Source organism: Orenia metallireducens (assembly GCF_001693735.1).
Taxonomy (GTDB): domain Bacteria; phylum Bacillota; class Halanaerobiia; order Halobacteroidales; family Halobacteroidaceae; genus Orenia; species Orenia metallireducens.
Map to the genome: position 1 here is coordinate 859,008 of NZ_LWDV01000009.1, position 18,463 is coordinate 877,470.

The window sequence follows — 18,463 nt, forward strand, 5'->3', positions numbered from 1 at the left end:
TTTAATTCAAATTAATCACCCTATCCTTTAAATATATACCAAATAAGTCCTATCCATTCATGCATAGCCCTAATATTATTATCTAAAGATACTCTATTAGGTAGAAAATCTAGAACATCAACCTCACTCTCCATCAGATACTCAGCAGGAGCAGATATTAATTTATACTCCCAATTCTTCTCAAAAGAAGAAAGTGAACGTCTCATATGAATAGCATCAGTAACCAATATAATCCTCCTATAACCTAAACCATCTAAAATGTCTGTAGTATTGACAGCATTAAGCCAAGTGGTCAAGGCTTTATCTTCTATTATTATATCTTGAGAGGAAATCCCTAACTCTACTAATACATCTCTCATCATTTCTGCCTCTGATATACCTGACATCCCTGGTGGAGTCCCTCCAGTTACAACTATATCATAACCTGTCCGTTGGTATAATTTAAAGCCTTCATATAATCTACTTAAGGTTATAGTTCCAATTTCCTCACCTCGTGGTGTACCACGTTTGGTACCTCCACCTAAGATAACAATTACACTCTTCTCTTCTGATAAAGTTTTTATATCTAAAGGAACATAATCATTCTCTAAAGGCTTAACCAGAAATAATTCTCCAAAATGAGTACTAAAAATATATACTGAAAATAATAAGAAGATTAATCCCCAAAAGATACATCTCTTTTTATTCCGCTGCTCAGTATAAGAGATTACCCTTTTAAAATTGAGTAAAATTATAATAACTATTAATAATAAAAATAATCCTGGCGGTAGTAATAAACTAGCAATGAAATTCCTGATATAATACACCATCCTATATTTCACCCCTTTTAAATTATTAATTCATTACTTCGAGTTTGATAAGGTTTTTCCTTTATTTTATCTCTAAACTTTCAATTTACTAAGAAGCAAGTAATAGTTTACCAATATACTACTCCTTTATATATAACTTATCATATAATAACTTATTTAATCTACATCAATATTTTCAAATATTTTGAAATAAAAAGTAACAAAAGTTAGGCACATATTTATTTTCTATATTAATGCATAGCACTAGTTAAATTTCGATTCTGATAGAACAGTTACTGGATATGTAAGTATCAGTGTGAGTGACTTAGCATTGAGAATTACTCAAAATTATATGAAAAATGTAACATTATCTCTCTATTGTATCAGTCTTCCACCAATATAAGAGGTTATTATTCTGAGAAATGTATAAACCAACCTCAACATCACACATAAATGTCAACTATCTGTTAAAAAGATAAGAACACCTTGACAAAAATAACAATAATAATTATAATTAACACAACCTCGATATAAAATTTACATATTGGTGTTATATATGTGTCGATTATGCTGTTTGTTGCATATATACTTATAACCTCTAACTCTTAAGTATCTTAAAATATTGAAAGGAGATTAGACTAATGTGTTCAAAATGCTTTTATTTTATTTATAAAAGGTTTTATTGTAGCAAATTAAATACTCATGTCTATTTGACTGACCAATGTTGCTATTTTAAAAGAACAATTCAAAAAAATCTTCGCTAGATTCATTCTTACCGAGAGGAGTTGTTAGTTTGAATTTGTCTGATAAAATTAATGGTTATGATAAATTTAAAATATTAATATCAGCAATATTATTTTAAATTAGGATTTTAGTAATCTTTAGCCATTTACTTGAATTCTATTTTTTAAGTCTAATATCACCAAGGAACAACAATTTAATTAGAAAGTTTAAAAATTATCTAACAATTTTTAAAATAGAAAAGAGATAGACCTAAAAGCCCACCTCTTTCTAAAAATTGTTAGATTGTAAAAAATAATTTATGCTTTAACATTATACCCACCATCAACGTGAATAATCTCACCTGTTACTCCAGAAGATAAATCACTTAGTAGGTAGAGGGTATTACTTGCAATCTCTTCTTTCTCTACTAACCTTTTTATTGGGGTCTTTTCAGCAAACTCTTTTAACATATTCCTAAAATCACCGATTCCACTGGCAGCTCTAGTCAATACTGGACCAGGAGATAGAGCATTGACTCTAATATTAGTTTCTCCTAAATCAGCAGCTAGGTAACGTACTGAAGACTCTAAGGCAGATTTAGCCACACCCATTACATTATAATTAGGCACTACCTTCTCTGCACCATAATAACTCATAGTAACAGCAGAGCCACCCTTTTCTCTCATCAGTGGATAAGCTAATTGTACAGCCTTAACAAAAGAATAGACACTAATCTCTAAAGCCTTACTAAAACTATCACGACTGGTTTCTAGATACATACCACTTAAATCCCCTTTAGCAGGACCTCCAGCTATTGCATGGACTATAAAGTCTATCTCACCACCAAAGGCATCAGATAACTGACCAAATACCTTGCTAAAATCCTCATCACTTGTCACATCTAAAGTCTGATAAAATTTAGCTCCTATACTTTCAAAGAGTGGAACTACCTTCTCACCTATCTGCTCATTCTGGTAAGTAAAAGCCAATTCTGCACCCTCTTCTTTTAATCTCTCAGCAATATTCCAAGCAATTGATTTCTGATTTGCAACTCCCATAATTAAACCTTTCTTACCTGCCATTAATCCTGTAGCCATAAGAGCACCTCCTAAAATAATAATTAAATTTGATTGAACTAATCTATAATTAAATTTGGTAATGTAACACAACCTGTTGCACTAGCAATTACATTATCCTTTCCAGCTCTTGTATAAATACCTTTAAAGTTTTGATTGTATAAGAATAACCCTAAAGTATATTTAAAAGGTTCAAAAGAGAGTTTACCTTCATCAAAGACTGCCATCTCCCTTTCGGGTACTAAACAGAACTCTTGTACCAAATAGGTCTCTCCTTCAATCTTACCTAATCTATCTTCCCATTCACTTTGACTTAAATCTCTTCCAATAGCAACGCCATCTGCTCCATATAAGTCCATAGGCTTTAATACTAAAGAGTCTTTATTATCTTTGACATAATTAAATAATTCATCATCAGCGGGATTAAAGATTCTTGTATAAGGAATATGATTCTTAATAAAATCTTGCTCATCTTCACTTAAAAAATCTACTTTATCAAAATCTTGTAAGATAGCAAAGATAATCTTATTATGAATAACCTGAGAGCGAATTCCTCCTACTACACAGACATTTCCATCAAGGTAAGCAGCTATAAAATCCTCAATCTCATCATAATGATCGATCAAATCTAAAGTTACAGCTCTGCGATAAATTAAATCGACTCTAAAATCACTACTATATAGCTTATCGTCACGATACTCTAACTCTCTAGGTTCAATGATTTTGACCTGATATCCTCGCTCTTTAATAGCATCTCTAAAACACTCAAACTCTTTAACCATCCCATAACCTTCAAAGTCCATAATAGCAATATTGGGTTTATTATGATTAGGATTAAACTTTCGATAATTCTCCAATAAAGTATCAATCCAGCTCTCAATCAATTCAGAATATGCTATTTGATATTCTTCTTTTAACTGGTCTATAACCTGTGTAGAGAGGAAGAATTCCTCTAAGACATTGGTCTTAACAGACCCTGAAGAACCATCGGTATTTAATTCACAGAACTTAAAGTTTTTATCCCCATAATAGAAGATATCAAAACGTGCCATAGGGAAAGAGCACTCATATCCAGGGTCAGCTAAAATTAACTTTTCTAACTCTTTAGAAAAACCAAAATAAGAACGGAACTTACTATCAGATAAATATCTAGCTATTACTTTATTTAGAATATCCGTTAATTGACTTGTTAATTCTTTGAAAATTTGAAGTTCTTTTTTACTAAAAAATAAAGGCTGATATAAAAAAGGAATTACCTGACCATGATAATAAGCAGGAGAATCTTTCATCTTCTTATAAAGCTTCTGATAATCCTCACAATATTTATTTGGATCTGCTGATAATATCTCTTGATATCTCTTATAAACCGCCTCCACCTAATTATCCTCCTTAATAAGCAAATTTAAGATATGACCTTTAATTACTTCCCTTTTTCCCTTTAGCTTTAACTCTTTTTTTACCTTATTGGCTAAAGTCTCTTTACTATTTATTATAGCTAGTAAAGGAGATAAATATCTGACTTCATCTGGTTTTAAAGATAACTTTACCCAATCAAGTAACTTTTGCCCTATCTCTACCATTTTATATTCTCCTAAATAAGCTTCAATTCCTCTATTTATAATTTCTTTTCTAGCAGATAAGACATCAGCTAAACTAAATTTTCTAATAAAATTATAAGCTTTATCTAATACTTCTTGGTTATAAAACAAACCCTTCCATAAAGCTACCACTGCAAAACTATATTCAGGTGGTAGTGAATCTGCCATCCTAATCTCAATAAACTGTTTAGCTCGAACATCGGGAAAGACCATTGTTAGAATATGTTCCAGTTCTTCTGTGTCAAACTCTCTTTTAGCAAATATTTGATAATTATTCTGCTCAAAGGTCGGAATATACTCTCCCCCACTTTTAATTAAAATCGGTCTACGGCTTAGAATATATTCTGCATACTTTTCATAACCAAAATCATCATCAAAAGCCTCTTTTACAATACCGCAACGCTCATTATCGGTATTATCCCAAATAACTGTACGTAAGGCTTGCCCTTCATAAACCTCACTTTCAAAAAATGGGGAATTATCTAATAAGCTACTTAGCACTGGTGATAGAGTATTTGCTATCCTAAACTTTTTAATAAAGTCTTCTTCATCTTTATAGTCCAAAGCTACCTGTAAAGCTGATGTTCCCTTCATCATATTATGAGCATATTTACCTGTCTTAGCCAAGTAATTTGACATCATCTTATATCTCTCTTTAGCATTCCAGTCAATCTCTTCAATCTTACTATGTAATTGATATCCCAGATTAATCAACCAATAGCCCTTCTCTTCTAAAATCGGAATGATATCATCTAAGAAATTAAGATAAATCTTCTTTAAGTCCTCAATCTTCTCCTGAGGGCTGATTCCTATCTCTAGTTGACCTCCAGGCTCTAAAGTAATATCAGCCTTTGCAGATTTAAGTCCAATCAATTTCCCCCCTTCTTTTTGACCCTCCCAGCCTTTTTTTTCTAATTCTTTTAGTACTTCCTTCACACCTCCAATTTCACGATAACCTACACTCTTTAAAGTATCTTTCTCTACTACAAAATGTTCTATTTCCATTCCTAGGGACTCTATTTGGCATTCACCTGCTCTAAAATATGAAATTAACTTCTCCTTCAAATCCTTGCTCTTCATTTTTCCACCTCATTTACAGTATATAATTTAATCTATGTAGGGGTTTGATTAATCAAACCCCTACATAGATTAAATTATATTAAATTATTTGTTTCAAGAAGGATAAGACAAAAAGTAAAACTATTACAAATACTATATTTACTCCAGATTATCTAGCATTCATTAGTCTTAGTATCTTAGAATTTCTCTTCTTCTCTATCTCTAATCTAGTAGAGTAATAATGACCAGGATATACAGCTAATTCATCATCCACTTCAATTATTTTATTAGTAATAGAATCAAGCAAATCCTCATAACTACCACCAATCAAATCTGTTCTCCCTGCAGACCACTTAAAGAGAGTATCACCTGTTAGTAACAAATCTTCAACTTTAATACAAATACCACTAGGGGTATGTCCTGGAGTATGAATAATCTCTAACTCCATTGCTCCTATCTGAATCAACTCCCCATCCTCTAATCCTCTATCAGCTTTGATGCTGGTCTTCTTTACAGAACGATTAGCTGATAAGTTAACCATTGGGGCTGCTAAGCCATCTATATCTTCTTGATGTATCTACACTGGTAAACTATATTCTGCTTGTAATTCTTCAACACTTAAAATATGGTCGTAATAACAATGAGTCAGAATAATTGCCTCTAATTTTATACTATTAGAGCTTATATAGTCAATTAAAATATTAGTATCTCCACCAGGATCAACTATTACCCCTTTTTTAGCATTATCTGTTAGGATATAACCCTGCACCTACTATAAATCTTTAAGATCCATCAACTTCCCTCCTCTTATTTAAAGTTTAACCAATCTATTATTTATTCTAACAGAATAATTTATTCAATCTTAAAATATGATAGCCATAGATATTTAACTCTAAAGTAAATTTTAATGGTATACTACGATAATTCCAAAAATTAAGAATTAGCAAGGTTAAATGCTACAATATCCTATTTATGATAAATTTTAAAGTTGGATAACTATATTTTATGGTATGATTTAATCAAATTTGATTAAATCCTCTTTATTAGTATTAATTATGCTTATCGCTTATATTATATCAACTCTTTAATTAATAATAAAGGGTTGACAATTAAATATCTACCCTATACAATGTAAACAAATATTTAGAAGGAGGTTTTATTTTATGTCACAAACTTATAAATATGTCCATGCTTGTGTTAGAGTACTTGATTTAGAAAAATCAATTAAATTCTATGAAGATGCTTTAAATTTTGAAATATCTAGAAGAAGGGACTTCCCAGAATATAAGTTTTCTCTTGTTTATATGAAGAGTCCTGTAGGAGATTTTGAACTTGAACTTACATATAATTATGATCGTAAAGAACCTTATACAGTTGGGGATGGCTATAGCCATTTTGCTGTAGTGGTAGATGACTTAGAAGATTCTTATAAACGACACAAAGAGGCTGGCTATCAAGTAGGCGATATCAAAAGCTTAAGTAAAGAAGCTAGTGGCGGTTACTACTTCCTAACAGACCCAGATGGATACCGTACTGAAATCATACAGAAATAATAAAAATGCTCTCCATTAATGGAGAGCATTTTTATTATTTAAAGATTGGTTTATCAATCTTTTTAGCTAAGTAAACAATTGGTGTATCAAAGGCAGCAACCAACCATTTCATAAAATATGTTGTGATTAAAATCTGTGTAAAGACATCAATTTCAAAGAGACCATAAAAAGCAATAAAGGTAAATAAGAGACTATCTATTAATTGTGAAACCATTGTAGATAAATTATTTCTAATCCAAAGTTGACTATCTTTACTAAACTTCTCTTTCCAGTAATGATATGCCCATACATCATGTAGCTGCCCTGCTAAATAAGCAATTAAAGAACCTATTGTTATTCTTGGCATTATAGAGAAGATATCAACTAGACTTTCATTGATAAAATCTGATTCATGGGGTATGAATTTTAAACATAACCACATGATTAAAGTAGATGAAATCAAAGCAAAAAAGCCAATCCAAACTGCTTTACTAGCTTCTTTCTTACCATACTTCTCCGAAAGAATATCTGTAGCCAAAAAAGATGTTCCATAAATTATATTACCTAAAGTTGAGACTATACCAAATAGTTCAACAGTCTTTAAAACCTGAATATTAGCCAAAATAATAGCAAAACCACTCCATACCAAAAGCCCTAACTTTCCAAATAACTTATATGATAGTAGAATAAAAGTAAAGTTAACTATCATCAAAATAATCCAAAGCATTTCATTTGACATATTATAACCACTCCTTAGTTTTTTATAGCAGGATTTTTCGAACTGCTTCTTCTGGTTTCTTTATAATTAAAAAGCCAAGTAAATATCATAAAATTTATACATTTACCCTTTAATAGCTTTAATTTTATTAATATTTACTACTTTAACTAGTATAACAAACGTCAGCTAAATTTCAATAATTTAATTAAATTAATCTATTGTACTAGTAGAAGAACTGATATAATATAGAGATATTCTGACATTTTTACTTCAGTTTACAGTAGACAGTTAAGGTTTTTAAAAGCGAAGAGAATTTCTGTTTGAACGAAGCAAAAGTTGAGCTGGAATTTAGAGTTTAATCAACATAACAAATTAGATTAATATAAAAAGAGTTTATAAGATCTCCTATAAACTCTTTTTATCAATTCTATTCTAATTGCGAAAATTTATAAGCAAAATATTTATTAGCTGAAGAGCCATANTATTGTACTAGTAGAAGAACTGATATAATATAGAGATATTCTGACATTTTTACTTCAGTTTACAGTAGACAGTTAAGGTTTTTAAAAGCGAAGAGAATTTCTGTTTGAACGAAGCAAAAGTTGAGCTGGAATTTAGAGTTTAATCAACATAACAAATTAGATTAATATAAAAAGAGTTTATAAGATCTCCTATAAACTCTTTTTATCAATTCTATTCTAATTGCGAAAATTTATAAGCAAAATATTTATTAGCTGAAGAGCCATATGAATTTATCCTCTTTTTATAATAATTATAACGCCCTAATACTTTGAAGAGATAATTATTATAAAGCTGATCTATATCCTTATTATCAGCACTACTAAAACCTTGATTATAAGAGATAATAATTTTATTAATCTCTCCATCATATTGCTGATAAGCCAAACCTAAATAATATACGGTAAACCTAATCCCTAAATCTGTAGCATCTAACATTCTCCATTTATTATACTGCACACCCATATTCCTAGCAATCCATTTGGCAGTATCTACCCTCATACTAGAGATTCCTATACTCTCTCCCTGATCATAGTCTGATCTAGAGACAAAGTTGGTTTCAGTCTCTATGATTGCTGTAATTAATAATGGATCAATTACTACATTTAATTCTTTAGAATAGTAATTTGACCAACTAACAATAGCATTTGCATATTCTCTTACTCTATCTTTGCTTAAAGTAATATTACTATTATAAGCTATATTATGAATATATTTTATCCTATAAGCTATATAATTTTCTAATACTTGATGCTCATAAGCATAAATATCATAACTGCAACTTAAGATAATAAACAACATTAATATAATATATGATAGCCTATGTTTCACACTAAAGCCTCCTTTATATGGTATTTTATATATTAATCAAGAATATTTACTAATAAAAATATATTATAATCTTAGATTAATACTTTTTAACACTTTTTTCAAGTCATAAATTAAAATATTTTTCAATAATTATATAAGTCTTTTCAAGCCCAATAAGTTTAGCAAAAATAATTTTACAAATATATCCAAAAAGAACTGCTAAAAATATATTCATTATAGATTAAATTTATTCATAATTATGGTTTAATTTATATATCAATGAATATAATATATTCATTTCCTGAAATTGTGCGGAAATATTCCTTAAAGGACTGCCACACTTTCGAGTTGATACAATATGTAATTGTTAGTTAAATCTTTAGAAATAAAAAATCTTCTGTTTGAATTAAGCAAAGAGTCTAATTTAATGATAATAACTACCTTTAGTTGCTAAGTAAGTAGGCTCTATCATAGAAAGTCTTGATTAGATTTACCACGGAGAGTTTCTTTTTAAACTTAAAGTAAAATTCGTAATTTTGGTTACTTTTTAAAGAGTGAAGATCTTACTTTATGCCCATTAAATCTAACTATATATTTAAAATATAATGTATGATTAAAGAGAATTTAAACAATACTAATAAGGAACTCTAATTAAGGAGGGATTAATTATTCAAAATCGAATCCAAGAAGGTATGATTCCTGCTGCCCTTGGTACTGTGGTAACAGGAGTAGGGATGAAACTTCGTTCTCTTAATCCCACATTAGGTTGGGGAATTGCTGGCTTTGGTCTAGCTCATATTCTCTTAGGTGGCATAGAATTGGCTCAAAACAGATACGAGATGGGTGAGATAGTCAGTATCAGTGATGTGCCAGATGAATTATCTGATGAACTATCAGATGATATGCCCAATCAACAACTTTACTAAAATTAGAGTTTAAAAGGAGTTCATCTGGACTCCTTTTCTTAATTAAGAGAATCATTATCTACTAAATATATCAATTTTATATGGTCACTTAACTTTAAGTGAAATCTAAATATATCATTATATAGAGATATTGCGACACTTTTTACATCAGTCTAGAATGTTAAGATCTTTAAAGGAGAAAAGAATTATTGTTTGAACGAAGTAAGTACTCTCAAAAAATAATAATAACAATGGAATCTTTGAGATAGAACTTCTATATTTCTCAACTTCAATAGATATCGATTGCGGAGTGAGTGGGCTCTGCCACGAAGAGTCTTGATTGGGTTTACCAAGAAAGGTTTGCAGAGTATTCTTCTCCGAGGAAGTACTCTTGGGGTGCAAAAGTAAGGCTCTCTTAGGCGTACCCCGTAGGAAGTAGTCTTGGGCTGCAACCTAAGATTTTGTCTACTTTTAAAAAGTAAAAGTGCTGCAATATCCCCATTAAATTTCACTTTTAAAATAGTTTATCTGTGCTAGCCCAAGACTCTAAATTGAATACTTAAAAATTTATTAATATATCAATTTATTTACTAATAGCTTTTTGAATATCTCTCCTAACTTTATGGGATAATAAATAAAGAATTCATTATAGATAAGGAGATGAAAAAATGGATAGACTTGCTTTATTACTAGTCATCATTGGTGCTCTAAACTGGGGACTTATAGGATTATTTGGATTTGATTTAGTAGCTGCTATCTCTATGACCCATTTTGGTGACTTAAATCTAATGAACAGAATCATCTATTCATTAGTTGGATTGGCTGGACTATATTCTATCAGTCTATTATTTAGAGATAGAAATGAAGTAGAGTAACTTTAAAGCAAAGGGCTTCCTTAAAATTTAAGGAAGCCCAATACATAATACTTATCTATTCATTAAATCCTCTTTAATCTCTTCTAACTCATCCTTAGTAACCATCCCTCTTTTGATATATTGAATTCGACCTTCAGGGTCAATAAAATAAGATGTAGGAATTACGGAAGCACGATAGAGGAATGCAACTTGACGATCTCTATCCAATAAAATTGGATAGTCATATCCACCCGTTTCCATAAATTTCTTTACATTTTCTTTATCTTCTCCGATATTAACCCCCACTACTACAAATTCATCTTTATTTTTCTGATGAAACTGATTTAAATCAGGCATCTCCTTACGACAGGGTGGACACCAAGTTGCCCAAAAATTCAATAACAGGTACTTGCCCTGATAATCACTAAGATGGATATCCTCCCCCTCTAGATTATCTAAATTAAATTCTGGAGCATAATCCCCAATTCCAAGACCATAAACATCTACTTTACTCTTAGCTTCCGATTCTTCTTTAACCTTAAAATCTTTTTGAATAAACTTAGTGCTATCCTTATTAGCTCCTTGACTATAAAACATTACTCCACTAATCACTACTAAAATTGACAGAATGACTATAATCATTTTCAAACTTCTTTTACTCATATCAATCCCTCCTAAGATTAAAATATATAAAAATATCTACTTAAATTTTGAAATCTATTAAAGAGAAGTAGTAGTCCAAAAATAATCATTATTATTCCACTGATTTTAGAGATCACAGGTAAATATCTATTAATCTTTGGTGATAATCTTGTAAACTTATTAATAAATACCGCTGTTATTATAAAGGGGATTCCTAATCCTAAAGAATAAAAGATCAATAATAAAATTCCACTACTCAAAGTAGCCTCAGTACCAGCATATAATAAGATCGAACCTAAAACTGTACCTACACAAGGGGTCCACCCTGCTGCAAAAGCCATTCCTATGACTATAGAACTGACCCAATTACTAACTTCTTTAGGTTCACTAAACCTAAATTGTTTGTATAATAGATTTACTTTCAATAAACCACTCATATGCAAACCAAAGATAATTATCAATATAGCACTAATCTTTGTAAATAAAGGTTTATAATAAGCAAAAATCCTTCCTAAATAACTTGCTGAGGCTCCCATTAGGATAAATATAATTGAAAAACCAATTACAAAAGCTATAGCTCTAATTAAAGTAAATACCTTCCCTTGCTCTGCTGTACTGCCTGTTATATAACTTACATAAGCAGGAACTAGTGGTAGAACACAAGGTGAGAGAAAAGAAATAAAACCGGCTGAAAAAGCAATAGATATTGAAATATTTTCCATAAAATCCTCCTGACTAAATTAACAATGTTAGTATCATTATATTTGAATATTATAATATATTCTAATTAAAAATATATCATATTAACTTTATAAATACAAAAACATTTAACTTTTAGTTAGTTGTATTCCCTATTAAAACCTAGTCTACTATTAAAGAATAAACTCTAATTTAGCTAATATATCTTACATAATTACTATTAAAACAATAAAATTAGAACTATTCTTATCCTCAAGACTATTAACCAAATCTAAATCATTAATATTACAAAAGGAAGATTAGATATTATCTAGAATTATTATAAATATAAATAAATTAATGAAACTATAAGCTTAGATTAGGAGGTATATCAAATGAAGAAAAAAATTTTAATTGGATTACTGATTTCAATGTTATATTCTAGTTCTCTTTATGCTACTACCCCTATAACTCTCAGCTCTTATAAAGAATCTACACCTTTAGAACAGATAAAAATTAAAGAAGAAAGAATCAAAATGGATAATAAATTAATTAAAATAGACTTAAAGATACCAAAGATAAGTGGTATGAAAAATAAAAAATTACAAAATAGGTTAAACAGAACCTTTAAAAATAAAATAGTTAACTTCAGTAATAACCTAAAAAATATAGCTAAAAAGCACAATAAAGATGCTCAAGATTATGAATTTCCTATCTATCCTTATCAATCATCTACCGACTATCAGGTTTATTATAATAAGGATAATATTTTAAGTTTAACTATTACTTATTATGAATATACTGGTGGTGCTCATGGTAATTACTTCAAAGAAGCCTTTAATATAAACCTCCATACTGGAAAAGAACTCTCTTTAGGGGATTTATTAGGAAAGAATAAAGATTATCAAAAGACTATTAATGATAAGATTAAAAATAAAATTAGGAAACATCAAGAACTGTATTTTGCTGATGATACTCATAATCTTAAAATACTCTCTAAAAATTCAAACTTTTATCTTCAGGAAAATAACCTAGTCATATATTTTCAGGTCTATGAAATTGCACCATATTCTACTGGGACACCAGAATTTAAAATTCCTTTAAAGTTGTTTAAATTCTAATTTCAATAACAAACTCCCCGATATTAATTTATTTAAAATTACTTTGATTCAAACTGATCCACAGCTAAAAATGACAAAAAACCAAATTATGTTAGGAGGATCTAATGAAAATAATAGATAAAAATAATATCTTTACAGTTATTTTGTTATATATTACTTGGATTATTATGACAGGTGATTTTTCCCTATCTTCTTTAGTAGTTGGATTAACTATTTCAACCATTGTAGTCTTAATTATTAATAGCTCATTTACACAGCTTTTTTCTAAAAAATTAATTACAAAACCATGGGCATTTTTATGGTACGCTATCTATCTAAGTAGCCAAATGTTTATAGCTAGTTATAAAGTAGCTTATTTTGTACTCCATCCAAAAAAGAATTTTAGACCTGCAATTGTTAAAATTCCTACAGATTTAGGAAAGAGAAATCGCTTAATTAAATTAACTATTTTAGCCAATTCTATAACTCTAACCCCTGGAACAATAACTATGGATTTAGATAGTGAAACCCATGGATTATATATTCATTGTCTAGACTTAAAATTTGAAGAAGATAATAAAATTAAAGAGATGATTTTTGGTAAATTTGAAAGAATTATCAGGAGGATGTTTAAATGATTGAAATTATAATAATAGTAATTTTACTTTCTGCTTTATTGACCTTTTATAGAGTCATCAAAGGTCCAACAGTCTTTGATAGAATAGCTGCTGCTGATTCAATTGGCATAATGTTCCTGTTAATCTTGGTATTACTAAGCTTATATTTTCAACGGGAAATCTTTATAGATGTCGCTATAGTCTATGCTCTGTTATTGTTCGTCGATGTATTGATTATGGCTAAATTCTTCGGACATTAAGGAGGGGATCAAAATTATTAAGTTACTCGGTTATTTTTTAGTTATAAATGGAGCTTTTTTCTTCTTAGTCACTACTATTGGTATGATTAGATTTGAAGATTTTTATACTAAGTTACATATAGGGTCTAAATGTTTGACAGGTGGAGGTATCTCGGTTCTTTTGGGAGTTATCTGTTTTAAGGGGCTTTCCCTCTATTCTTTAAAATTATCTTTAATCATTGTCTTCTTAATTATTAGTAACCCAGTTACTAGTCATGCTCTAGCTAGAGCAAGTTATTATTCTAAGAGTGGTTCTATTGCAGAAAGATCCCACTTAATAAGAGATGACTTAAAAGAAAAGAAGCATGGTGGTTTATTATGATGGAAATGATAGTATATTTATTATTATTATTTATCCTATTAACTGCTTTTTTTGCATCATTTACTAAGGATTTAGTAAATTCATTGATTGCCTTATCCCTATTAAGTTCAACTCTTGTTATTCTATTTATAATATTACAGGCTCCTGATGTAGCTCTAACTGAAGTAGTAGTTGCTAGTGGCATTACTACAGGTTTCTTTATCATTACAATCGATAAGACAGGAGGAAAAAGATGAGGAAGATATATATACTAATCCTAATTCTTGGCTTAGGAATATTATTGTTTATCAATTTCTCAGATCTATTTGAAGATAGTAACCTAGCTAATAATAAGTATCAACTCAGCCAACATTATATTGAAAATGGGGTCAAAGATACTGGTGCTATTAATCTAGTAACTGCTATCTTATTTGATTATAGAGGTTTTGATACCTTAGGTGAGGCTACAGTTATCTTTATTGTTGTATCTGCCATATCATTATTGGCTACCAAAGAAAGAGTTTTTGTTTCAGATACAAACTTCTCCCAGATTGTTTACCAAAATATAAGCTTTATTATCCCTTTTTTATATATCTTAGCCTTCTATTTAATCGCTTATGGTCACCTATCGCCTGGAGGTGGTTTTGCTGGGGGAGTAGTTATAGCAACTACCTTCATTTTATTAAAAATTACTTTTGGGATTAGATATGTAAAGGAAGAAGAAGCTTTAGGGAAAAAATCACTTTTAGAAAGCCTTGGAGCAATCTCTTTTGTATTAACTGGACTGCTAGGAATATTATTAGGATATAACTTTTTAGCAAATGGTCAGACTAGCCTTTATTTAGGGATTGCAGGTCAATTGGTTAGTGCAGGGATTATTCCTATTTTAAACCTTGCTACTGGTATTAAAGTAGGATCAGGTCTGGCAATTATATTTCATCGTTTAGTAAGGGAGGAATAACATGGAATCTATTTATTTAGTAGTAATTATTTTATTCTGCCTTGGTCTCTATACAACTTTAACCAATACTAATCTAATCAAGATAATTATCGGAATTAATATTATGGATTCATCCCTAGTTCTATTATTAGTAGTTTTAGGATATAAGCCTGAGGGAACTGCTCCAATAATTGACCAACAATACTCTATTATTGTTGATCCTATTCCACAAGCCTTAGCTCTAACAGCAATTGTAATAGGTGCTAGTATTACGGCATTGATGTTACTATTAACTATTAAACTACATCGAAACTATAATACCCTTGATATTTCAGAAATTAGGAGGTTAAAGGGATGATAGATATAATTTGGTTGATAATAGTTCCTTTATTAGCAGGGTTCTCATTATTTTTCATTGATCTTTATCTGCCAAAATTAAAGGGAATATTTATTTTAAGTAATGGCTTACTTATCTTTTTACTCAGTATTAGCTTATTGATTAAGGTTATCGACCATCCTCTTATCTATAATTTAGGTAATTGGAAGCAAGGTTTAGGAATAAGTTTAATTGTTGATCCTTTAGGAGGATTATTGGCAGTATTGATTACTTTTATAAGTTTTATTATTCTCTCTTATTCTCTAAGTTATATCCAAATCAATCAACTTAAATATTATACACTCTTATTTCTATTAATTACTGGAATGCTAGGAATGGTCCTAACAGGAGATTTATTTAATCTCTATGTCTTTTTTGAAATCACCTCTATTATCTCCTATGTACTAGTGGCTTTTAATAAGAAGGATATAGCTTTTGAAGCAAGCTTTAAATATATGATTATAGGCTCAATCAGTGGAATTTTAATCTTATTGGCTATCATCTTAATCTATCAGAGTACTGGAACATTAAACTTAGCTCAACTAGTTATCACTGCTAAAAATATTCCATTAAAGCTTAAACAAGTGATTGCAGTTTTGCTTCTGATTGGCTTTGGTTCTAAATTTGCCTTAGTACCTTTACATACTTGGCTACCTGATGCTCACTCTACTGCTCCATCATCAATCAGCGCCTTATTATCTGGAGTTGTAATCAAGGTATTCTTATATGCTTTACTTCGAGTCTTGTTTGTCATTTTTAGAGTAGAAGAGTTATTAGCTTTAAAGTTAAATCTAGTCTTTCTTTATGGTGGAGTTATTACTTTATTAACAGGGCATCTCTTAGCTTATAGACAAAATAATTTAAAGAGATTATTGGCTTATTCAAGTATTGCTCAAATTGGTTATATATTAATTGGAATAGGGGTGTTTAATGCAGCAGGTTTAGAAGGAGCTATTTATCATATAATCAATCATGCTGTGGTAAAAGGGGTCTTATTTATGACTGCTGGCATCTTAATCCTTAAAGCTAAAAAGAAAGATATTGCCGATTTAAAGGGAATCGCCTACCAATTACCCCTTAGTAGCTTTATCTTTACTATCTCTGCTTTAAATATAGTGGGACTGCCACCCTTTAATTCCTTTATCAGTAAATGGATATTAACCACTGCTGCTTTAAAGGCTGGCTTTATAATACCTGCTATCTCTATCCTTATTGGTAGTCTAATTTCTTTAAGTTATTATTTAAAGATAATTATTTTATTCTATACTAAGGTGACAGAGAAGATAAATATTATATCAATACCTTATCAACTACAATTAGGACCACTGCTTTTATCACTATCTTATCTTCCTTTAGCTTTTTTTCCAGACTTTTTACTATTGTTCATTAAAAAAGCACCATTGTTTCTATTAAAACCTATTAATTATCACAATATCTTATTAGGAGGAGAAAAATGGTTAGGGTTATTTGGCTAATTATCTTACCTTTATTGACTGCCTTTAGCTTAGGATTGATAAAATTATATTTTAAAAGATACTTTAATTCCATTATCATTATCAGCTCTACAGCTCATATTATTTTAACCTTTATAGTTGCTAATCAAGCCATCAAAGAACCTCTAGTCTATAATATCGGTAACTGGAGCCCACTATTAGGGATTACCTTAGTTATAGATGCATTTTCAGCTTTATTCATCTTAGCAATTGTAGCCTTATCTTATCTAGTAACCCTTTATTCTATCAACTATATTAAAAGAGATAAGATAAAATATCATACTCTATCCTTATTATTATTAGCTGGAGCTATAGGGATAGTTATTACAGGAGATTTATTCAATTTATATGTCTTCTTTGAGATAGTTTCTATTAGTTCATATGCTCTAGCAGCTATTAATAAGGATACAGAAAGCTTTGAAGGATCTTTTAAATATTTAATCTTAGGCTCAATTAGTGGGGTTTTTATCCTATTGGCTATTATCTTAATCTACCAAAGCACTGGAACATTAAACCTTGCTCAAGCTGCCGTTAATTTTAAAGAGGTAGGTAGCAGTCTAAAGATTACAATCTTAATCCTTTATTTAATTGGTTTTTCTAGTAAATTTGCTCTAGTCCCTTTACACAGCTGGTTAGCAGATGTCTATACTAAGGCTTCTGTTACCTTTAATGCTTTATCATCAGGTATTGTAATTAAGACCTCTTTATATGCTTTAATTAGAATTATTTATATCTTATTTGGAGTTGAATTTATTATAGATATTGGTTTGCAAGATATCTTGGTTTATTGGGGGACATTGACCTTTATAGTAGCCCACCTATTGGCTTATCAACAAACTGGCCTTAGAAGGTTATTAGGATATTCTAGTATTGCACATATGGGCTATATTATTATGGTCTTTGCTTTAGGAAGTAAAGGAGGCATTATAGCAGGAGGCTATCATCTAACTAACCATATAATAATGAAAGGGACATTATTCCTAGCTACTGGTATATTTATCTATAATCTTAAAGATGATAAGATATCAAAACTTACAGGTTTAGGAAGGACTCTACCCTACTCCTCTTTAGCCTTTGCTCTAGCAGCCTTTGCTATTATTGGTTTACCACCCTTTAATGGCTTTGTAAGTAAATGGTTAATCATCCAACAAGTTTTAGAATCTAACTACTCTATACCAGCCTTTTTAATCTTAGTTGGTAGTCTATTATCATTAATTTATTATCTAAAGGTAATTAAAGAGTTATATTATAAATTCAATGATGAAAAGATGATGTTTAAAGAATCTCTAATGTTAAAGCTACCAACTTTAACTCTAAGTATACTCTGCTTAGTATTAAGCCTATTACCTAGTTTTGCTCCTAAATTAATAGAAACACTCCCAAAGTTTTTAATAAACAGAGGTAATTATATCAATCTTTTACTAAGGAGGTAAAT

20 protein-coding genes, 1 pseudogene and 1 riboswitch are annotated in these 18,463 nt (G+C 29.9%); of the genes and pseudogenes, 12 read left to right on the top strand and 9 right to left on the bottom strand.

Going from position 1 to position 18,463, the window contains the following annotated elements:
- Positions 1–20: 20 nt before the first annotated feature.
- The 5 genes and pseudogenes from U472_RS11970 to U472_RS17255 form a co-directional block, all read right to left on the bottom strand.
- Complete coding sequence (locus tag U472_RS11970; RefSeq protein ID WP_068718762.1) at positions 21–809, bottom strand: YdcF family protein; 789 nt, start codon at positions 807–809, stop codon at positions 21–23.
- Between the two features lie 1,019 nt (positions 810–1,828).
- The gene (locus U472_RS11975; protein ID WP_068718764.1) at positions 1,829–2,608 is read right to left on the bottom strand and encodes an enoyl-ACP reductase FabI; all 780 of its coding nucleotides are present in this window, start codon (positions 2,606–2,608) and stop codon (positions 1,829–1,831) included.
- A 38-nt stretch (positions 2,609–2,646) separates the two neighbouring features.
- Entirely contained in the window at positions 2,647–3,963 is a 1,317-nt protein-coding gene (locus tag U472_RS11980) for a circularly permuted type 2 ATP-grasp protein (RefSeq protein WP_068718765.1), read from the bottom strand.
- A complete protein-coding gene (locus U472_RS11985) occupies positions 3,964–5,265 on the bottom strand; it encodes a glutamate--cysteine ligase (RefSeq protein ID WP_068718767.1) in 1,302 nt (433 codons plus the stop codon). It abuts the gene before it with no gap.
- Positions 5,266–5,413: 148 nt separating this feature from the next.
- A pseudogene (locus U472_RS17255) lies at positions 5,414–6,013 on the bottom strand (MBL fold metallo-hydrolase).
- Positions 6,014–6,407: 394 nt separating this feature from the next.
- Here U472_RS17255 and gloA point away from each other — a divergent pair.
- Positions 6,408–6,797, top strand: a complete 390-nt coding sequence (gloA, locus tag U472_RS11995; protein ID WP_068718769.1) for a lactoylglutathione lyase — start codon at positions 6,408–6,410, stop codon at positions 6,795–6,797.
- Between the two features lie 34 nt (positions 6,798–6,831).
- Here gloA and U472_RS12000 read toward each other — a convergent pair whose 3' ends face one another.
- Together U472_RS12000 and U472_RS12005 are read right to left on the bottom strand one after the other, a co-directional pair.
- The gene (locus U472_RS12000; RefSeq protein ID WP_068718770.1) at positions 6,832–7,515 is read right to left on the bottom strand and encodes a queuosine precursor transporter; all 684 of its coding nucleotides are present in this window, start codon (positions 7,513–7,515) and stop codon (positions 6,832–6,834) included.
- An 8-nt stretch (positions 7,516–7,523) separates the two neighbouring features.
- Positions 7,524–7,567: riboswitch (PreQ1 riboswitch) on the bottom strand.
- Positions 7,568–8,187: 620 nt separating this feature from the next.
- Entirely contained in the window at positions 8,188–8,844 is a 657-nt protein-coding gene (locus U472_RS12005) for a transglycosylase SLT domain-containing protein (RefSeq protein WP_068718772.1), read from the bottom strand.
- Between the two features lie 671 nt (positions 8,845–9,515).
- Between U472_RS12005 and U472_RS17075 the strand changes: the two genes are divergently transcribed.
- Both U472_RS17075 and U472_RS12015 read left to right on the top strand, forming a co-directional pair.
- A complete protein-coding gene (locus U472_RS17075; protein WP_068718774.1) occupies positions 9,516–9,749 on the top strand; it encodes a hypothetical protein in 234 nt (77 codons plus the stop codon).
- A 647-nt stretch (positions 9,750–10,396) separates the two neighbouring features.
- The gene (locus U472_RS12015; RefSeq protein ID WP_068718776.1) at positions 10,397–10,603 is read left to right on the top strand and encodes a DUF378 domain-containing protein; all 207 of its coding nucleotides are present in this window, start codon (positions 10,397–10,399) and stop codon (positions 10,601–10,603) included.
- A gap of 51 nt (positions 10,604–10,654) precedes the next feature.
- Here the strand turns inward: U472_RS12015 and U472_RS12020 are convergent, their stop codons facing one another.
- Both U472_RS12020 and U472_RS12025 read right to left on the bottom strand, forming a co-directional pair.
- On the bottom strand, positions 10,655–11,245 hold the full coding sequence (locus U472_RS12020) for a TlpA family protein disulfide reductase (protein WP_068718778.1): 591 nt from the start codon (positions 11,243–11,245) through the stop codon (positions 10,655–10,657).
- Between the two features lie 17 nt (positions 11,246–11,262).
- The gene (locus U472_RS12025; RefSeq protein WP_068718780.1) at positions 11,263–11,946 is read right to left on the bottom strand and encodes a cytochrome c biogenesis CcdA family protein; all 684 of its coding nucleotides are present in this window, start codon (positions 11,944–11,946) and stop codon (positions 11,263–11,265) included.
- Positions 11,947–12,297: 351 nt separating this feature from the next.
- On the opposite strand from U472_RS12025, the gene U472_RS12030 reads away from it, so the two are divergent.
- From U472_RS12030 to U472_RS12070, 9 genes are all read left to right on the top strand, one after another.
- On the top strand, positions 12,298–13,023 hold the full coding sequence (locus U472_RS12030) for a DUF3298 and DUF4163 domain-containing protein (protein WP_068718782.1): 726 nt from the start codon (positions 12,298–12,300) through the stop codon (positions 13,021–13,023).
- A gap of 104 nt (positions 13,024–13,127) precedes the next feature.
- A complete protein-coding gene (locus tag U472_RS12035; protein WP_068718784.1) occupies positions 13,128–13,640 on the top strand; it encodes a Na+/H+ antiporter subunit E in 513 nt (170 codons plus the stop codon).
- Positions 13,637–13,879, top strand: a complete 243-nt coding sequence (locus U472_RS12040) for an MrpF/PhaF family protein (RefSeq protein WP_068718786.1) — start codon at positions 13,637–13,639, stop codon at positions 13,877–13,879. Before U472_RS12035 ends, U472_RS12040 begins: the two co-directional genes overlap by 4 nt.
- Positions 13,880–13,922: 43 nt before the next feature.
- Positions 13,923–14,240, top strand: a complete 318-nt coding sequence (gene mnhG / locus U472_RS12045) for a monovalent cation/H(+) antiporter subunit G (protein WP_281201114.1) — start codon at positions 13,923–13,925, stop codon at positions 14,238–14,240.
- A complete protein-coding gene (locus tag U472_RS12050) occupies positions 14,240–14,476 on the top strand; it encodes a Na(+)/H(+) antiporter subunit B (RefSeq protein ID WP_245684798.1) in 237 nt (78 codons plus the stop codon). Before mnhG ends, U472_RS12050 begins: the two co-directional genes overlap by 1 nt.
- Complete coding sequence (gene mbhE, locus U472_RS12055) at positions 14,473–15,180, top strand: hydrogen gas-evolving membrane-bound hydrogenase subunit E (protein ID WP_068718792.1); 708 nt, start codon at positions 14,473–14,475, stop codon at positions 15,178–15,180. Before U472_RS12050 ends, mbhE begins: the two co-directional genes overlap by 4 nt.
- A 1-nt stretch (position 15,181) precedes the next feature.
- Positions 15,182–15,517, top strand: a complete 336-nt coding sequence (locus U472_RS12060) for a sodium:proton antiporter (protein WP_068718794.1) — start codon at positions 15,182–15,184, stop codon at positions 15,515–15,517.
- On the top strand, positions 15,514–17,010 hold the full coding sequence (locus U472_RS12065) for a complex I subunit 5 family protein (RefSeq protein WP_068718795.1): 1,497 nt from the start codon (positions 15,514–15,516) through the stop codon (positions 17,008–17,010). Before U472_RS12060 ends, U472_RS12065 begins: the two co-directional genes overlap by 4 nt.
- Positions 16,989–18,461 (top strand): complex I subunit 5 family protein, encoded by a 1,473-nt coding sequence (locus U472_RS12070; RefSeq protein ID WP_068718797.1) that lies wholly within the window; start codon positions 16,989–16,991, stop codon positions 18,459–18,461. The genes U472_RS12065 and U472_RS12070 overlap by 22 nt, the downstream gene beginning before the upstream one ends.
- Positions 18,462–18,463: the final 2 nt, after the last annotated feature.

Coding starts and splice junctions, on each gene's coding strand:
- U472_RS11970 (WP_068718762.1), bottom strand. CDS start 809: ATGGTGTATTATATCAGGAATTTCATTGCTAGTTTATTACTACCGCCA.
- U472_RS11975 (WP_068718764.1), bottom strand. CDS start 2,608: ATGGCTACAGGATTAATGGCAGGTAAGAAAGGTTTAATTATGGGAGTT.
- U472_RS11985 (WP_068718767.1), bottom strand. CDS start 5,265: ATGAAGAGCAAGGATTTGAAGGAGAAGTTAATTTCATATTTTAGAGCA.
- gloA (WP_068718769.1), top strand. CDS start 6,408: ATGTCACAAACTTATAAATATGTCCATGCTTGTGTTAGAGTACTTGAT.
- U472_RS12000 (WP_068718770.1), bottom strand. CDS start 7,515: ATGTCAAATGAAATGCTTTGGATTATTTTGATGATAGTTAACTTTACT.
- U472_RS17075 (WP_068718774.1), top strand. CDS start 9,516: ATGATTCCTGCTGCCCTTGGTACTGTGGTAACAGGAGTAGGGATGAAA.
- U472_RS12015 (WP_068718776.1), top strand. CDS start 10,397: ATGGATAGACTTGCTTTATTACTAGTCATCATTGGTGCTCTAAACTGG.
- U472_RS12020 (WP_068718778.1), bottom strand. CDS start 11,245: ATGAGTAAAAGAAGTTTGAAAATGATTATAGTCATTCTGTCAATTTTA.
- U472_RS12025 (WP_068718780.1), bottom strand. CDS start 11,946: ATGGAAAATATTTCAATATCTATTGCTTTTTCAGCCGGTTTTATTTCT.
- U472_RS12030 (WP_068718782.1), top strand. CDS start 12,298: ATGAAGAAAAAAATTTTAATTGGATTACTGATTTCAATGTTATATTCT.
- U472_RS12035 (WP_068718784.1), top strand. CDS start 13,128: ATGAAAATAATAGATAAAAATAATATCTTTACAGTTATTTTGTTATAT.
- U472_RS12040 (WP_068718786.1), top strand. CDS start 13,637: ATGATTGAAATTATAATAATAGTAATTTTACTTTCTGCTTTATTGACC.
- U472_RS12050 (WP_245684798.1), top strand. CDS start 14,240: ATGGAAATGATAGTATATTTATTATTATTATTTATCCTATTAACTGCT.
- mbhE (WP_068718792.1), top strand. CDS start 14,473: ATGAGGAAGATATATATACTAATCCTAATTCTTGGCTTAGGAATATTA.
- U472_RS12060 (WP_068718794.1), top strand. CDS start 15,182: ATGGAATCTATTTATTTAGTAGTAATTATTTTATTCTGCCTTGGTCTC.
- U472_RS12065 (WP_068718795.1), top strand. CDS start 15,514: ATGATAGATATAATTTGGTTGATAATAGTTCCTTTATTAGCAGGGTTC.
- U472_RS12070 (WP_068718797.1), top strand. CDS start 16,989: ATGGTTAGGGTTATTTGGCTAATTATCTTACCTTTATTGACTGCCTTT.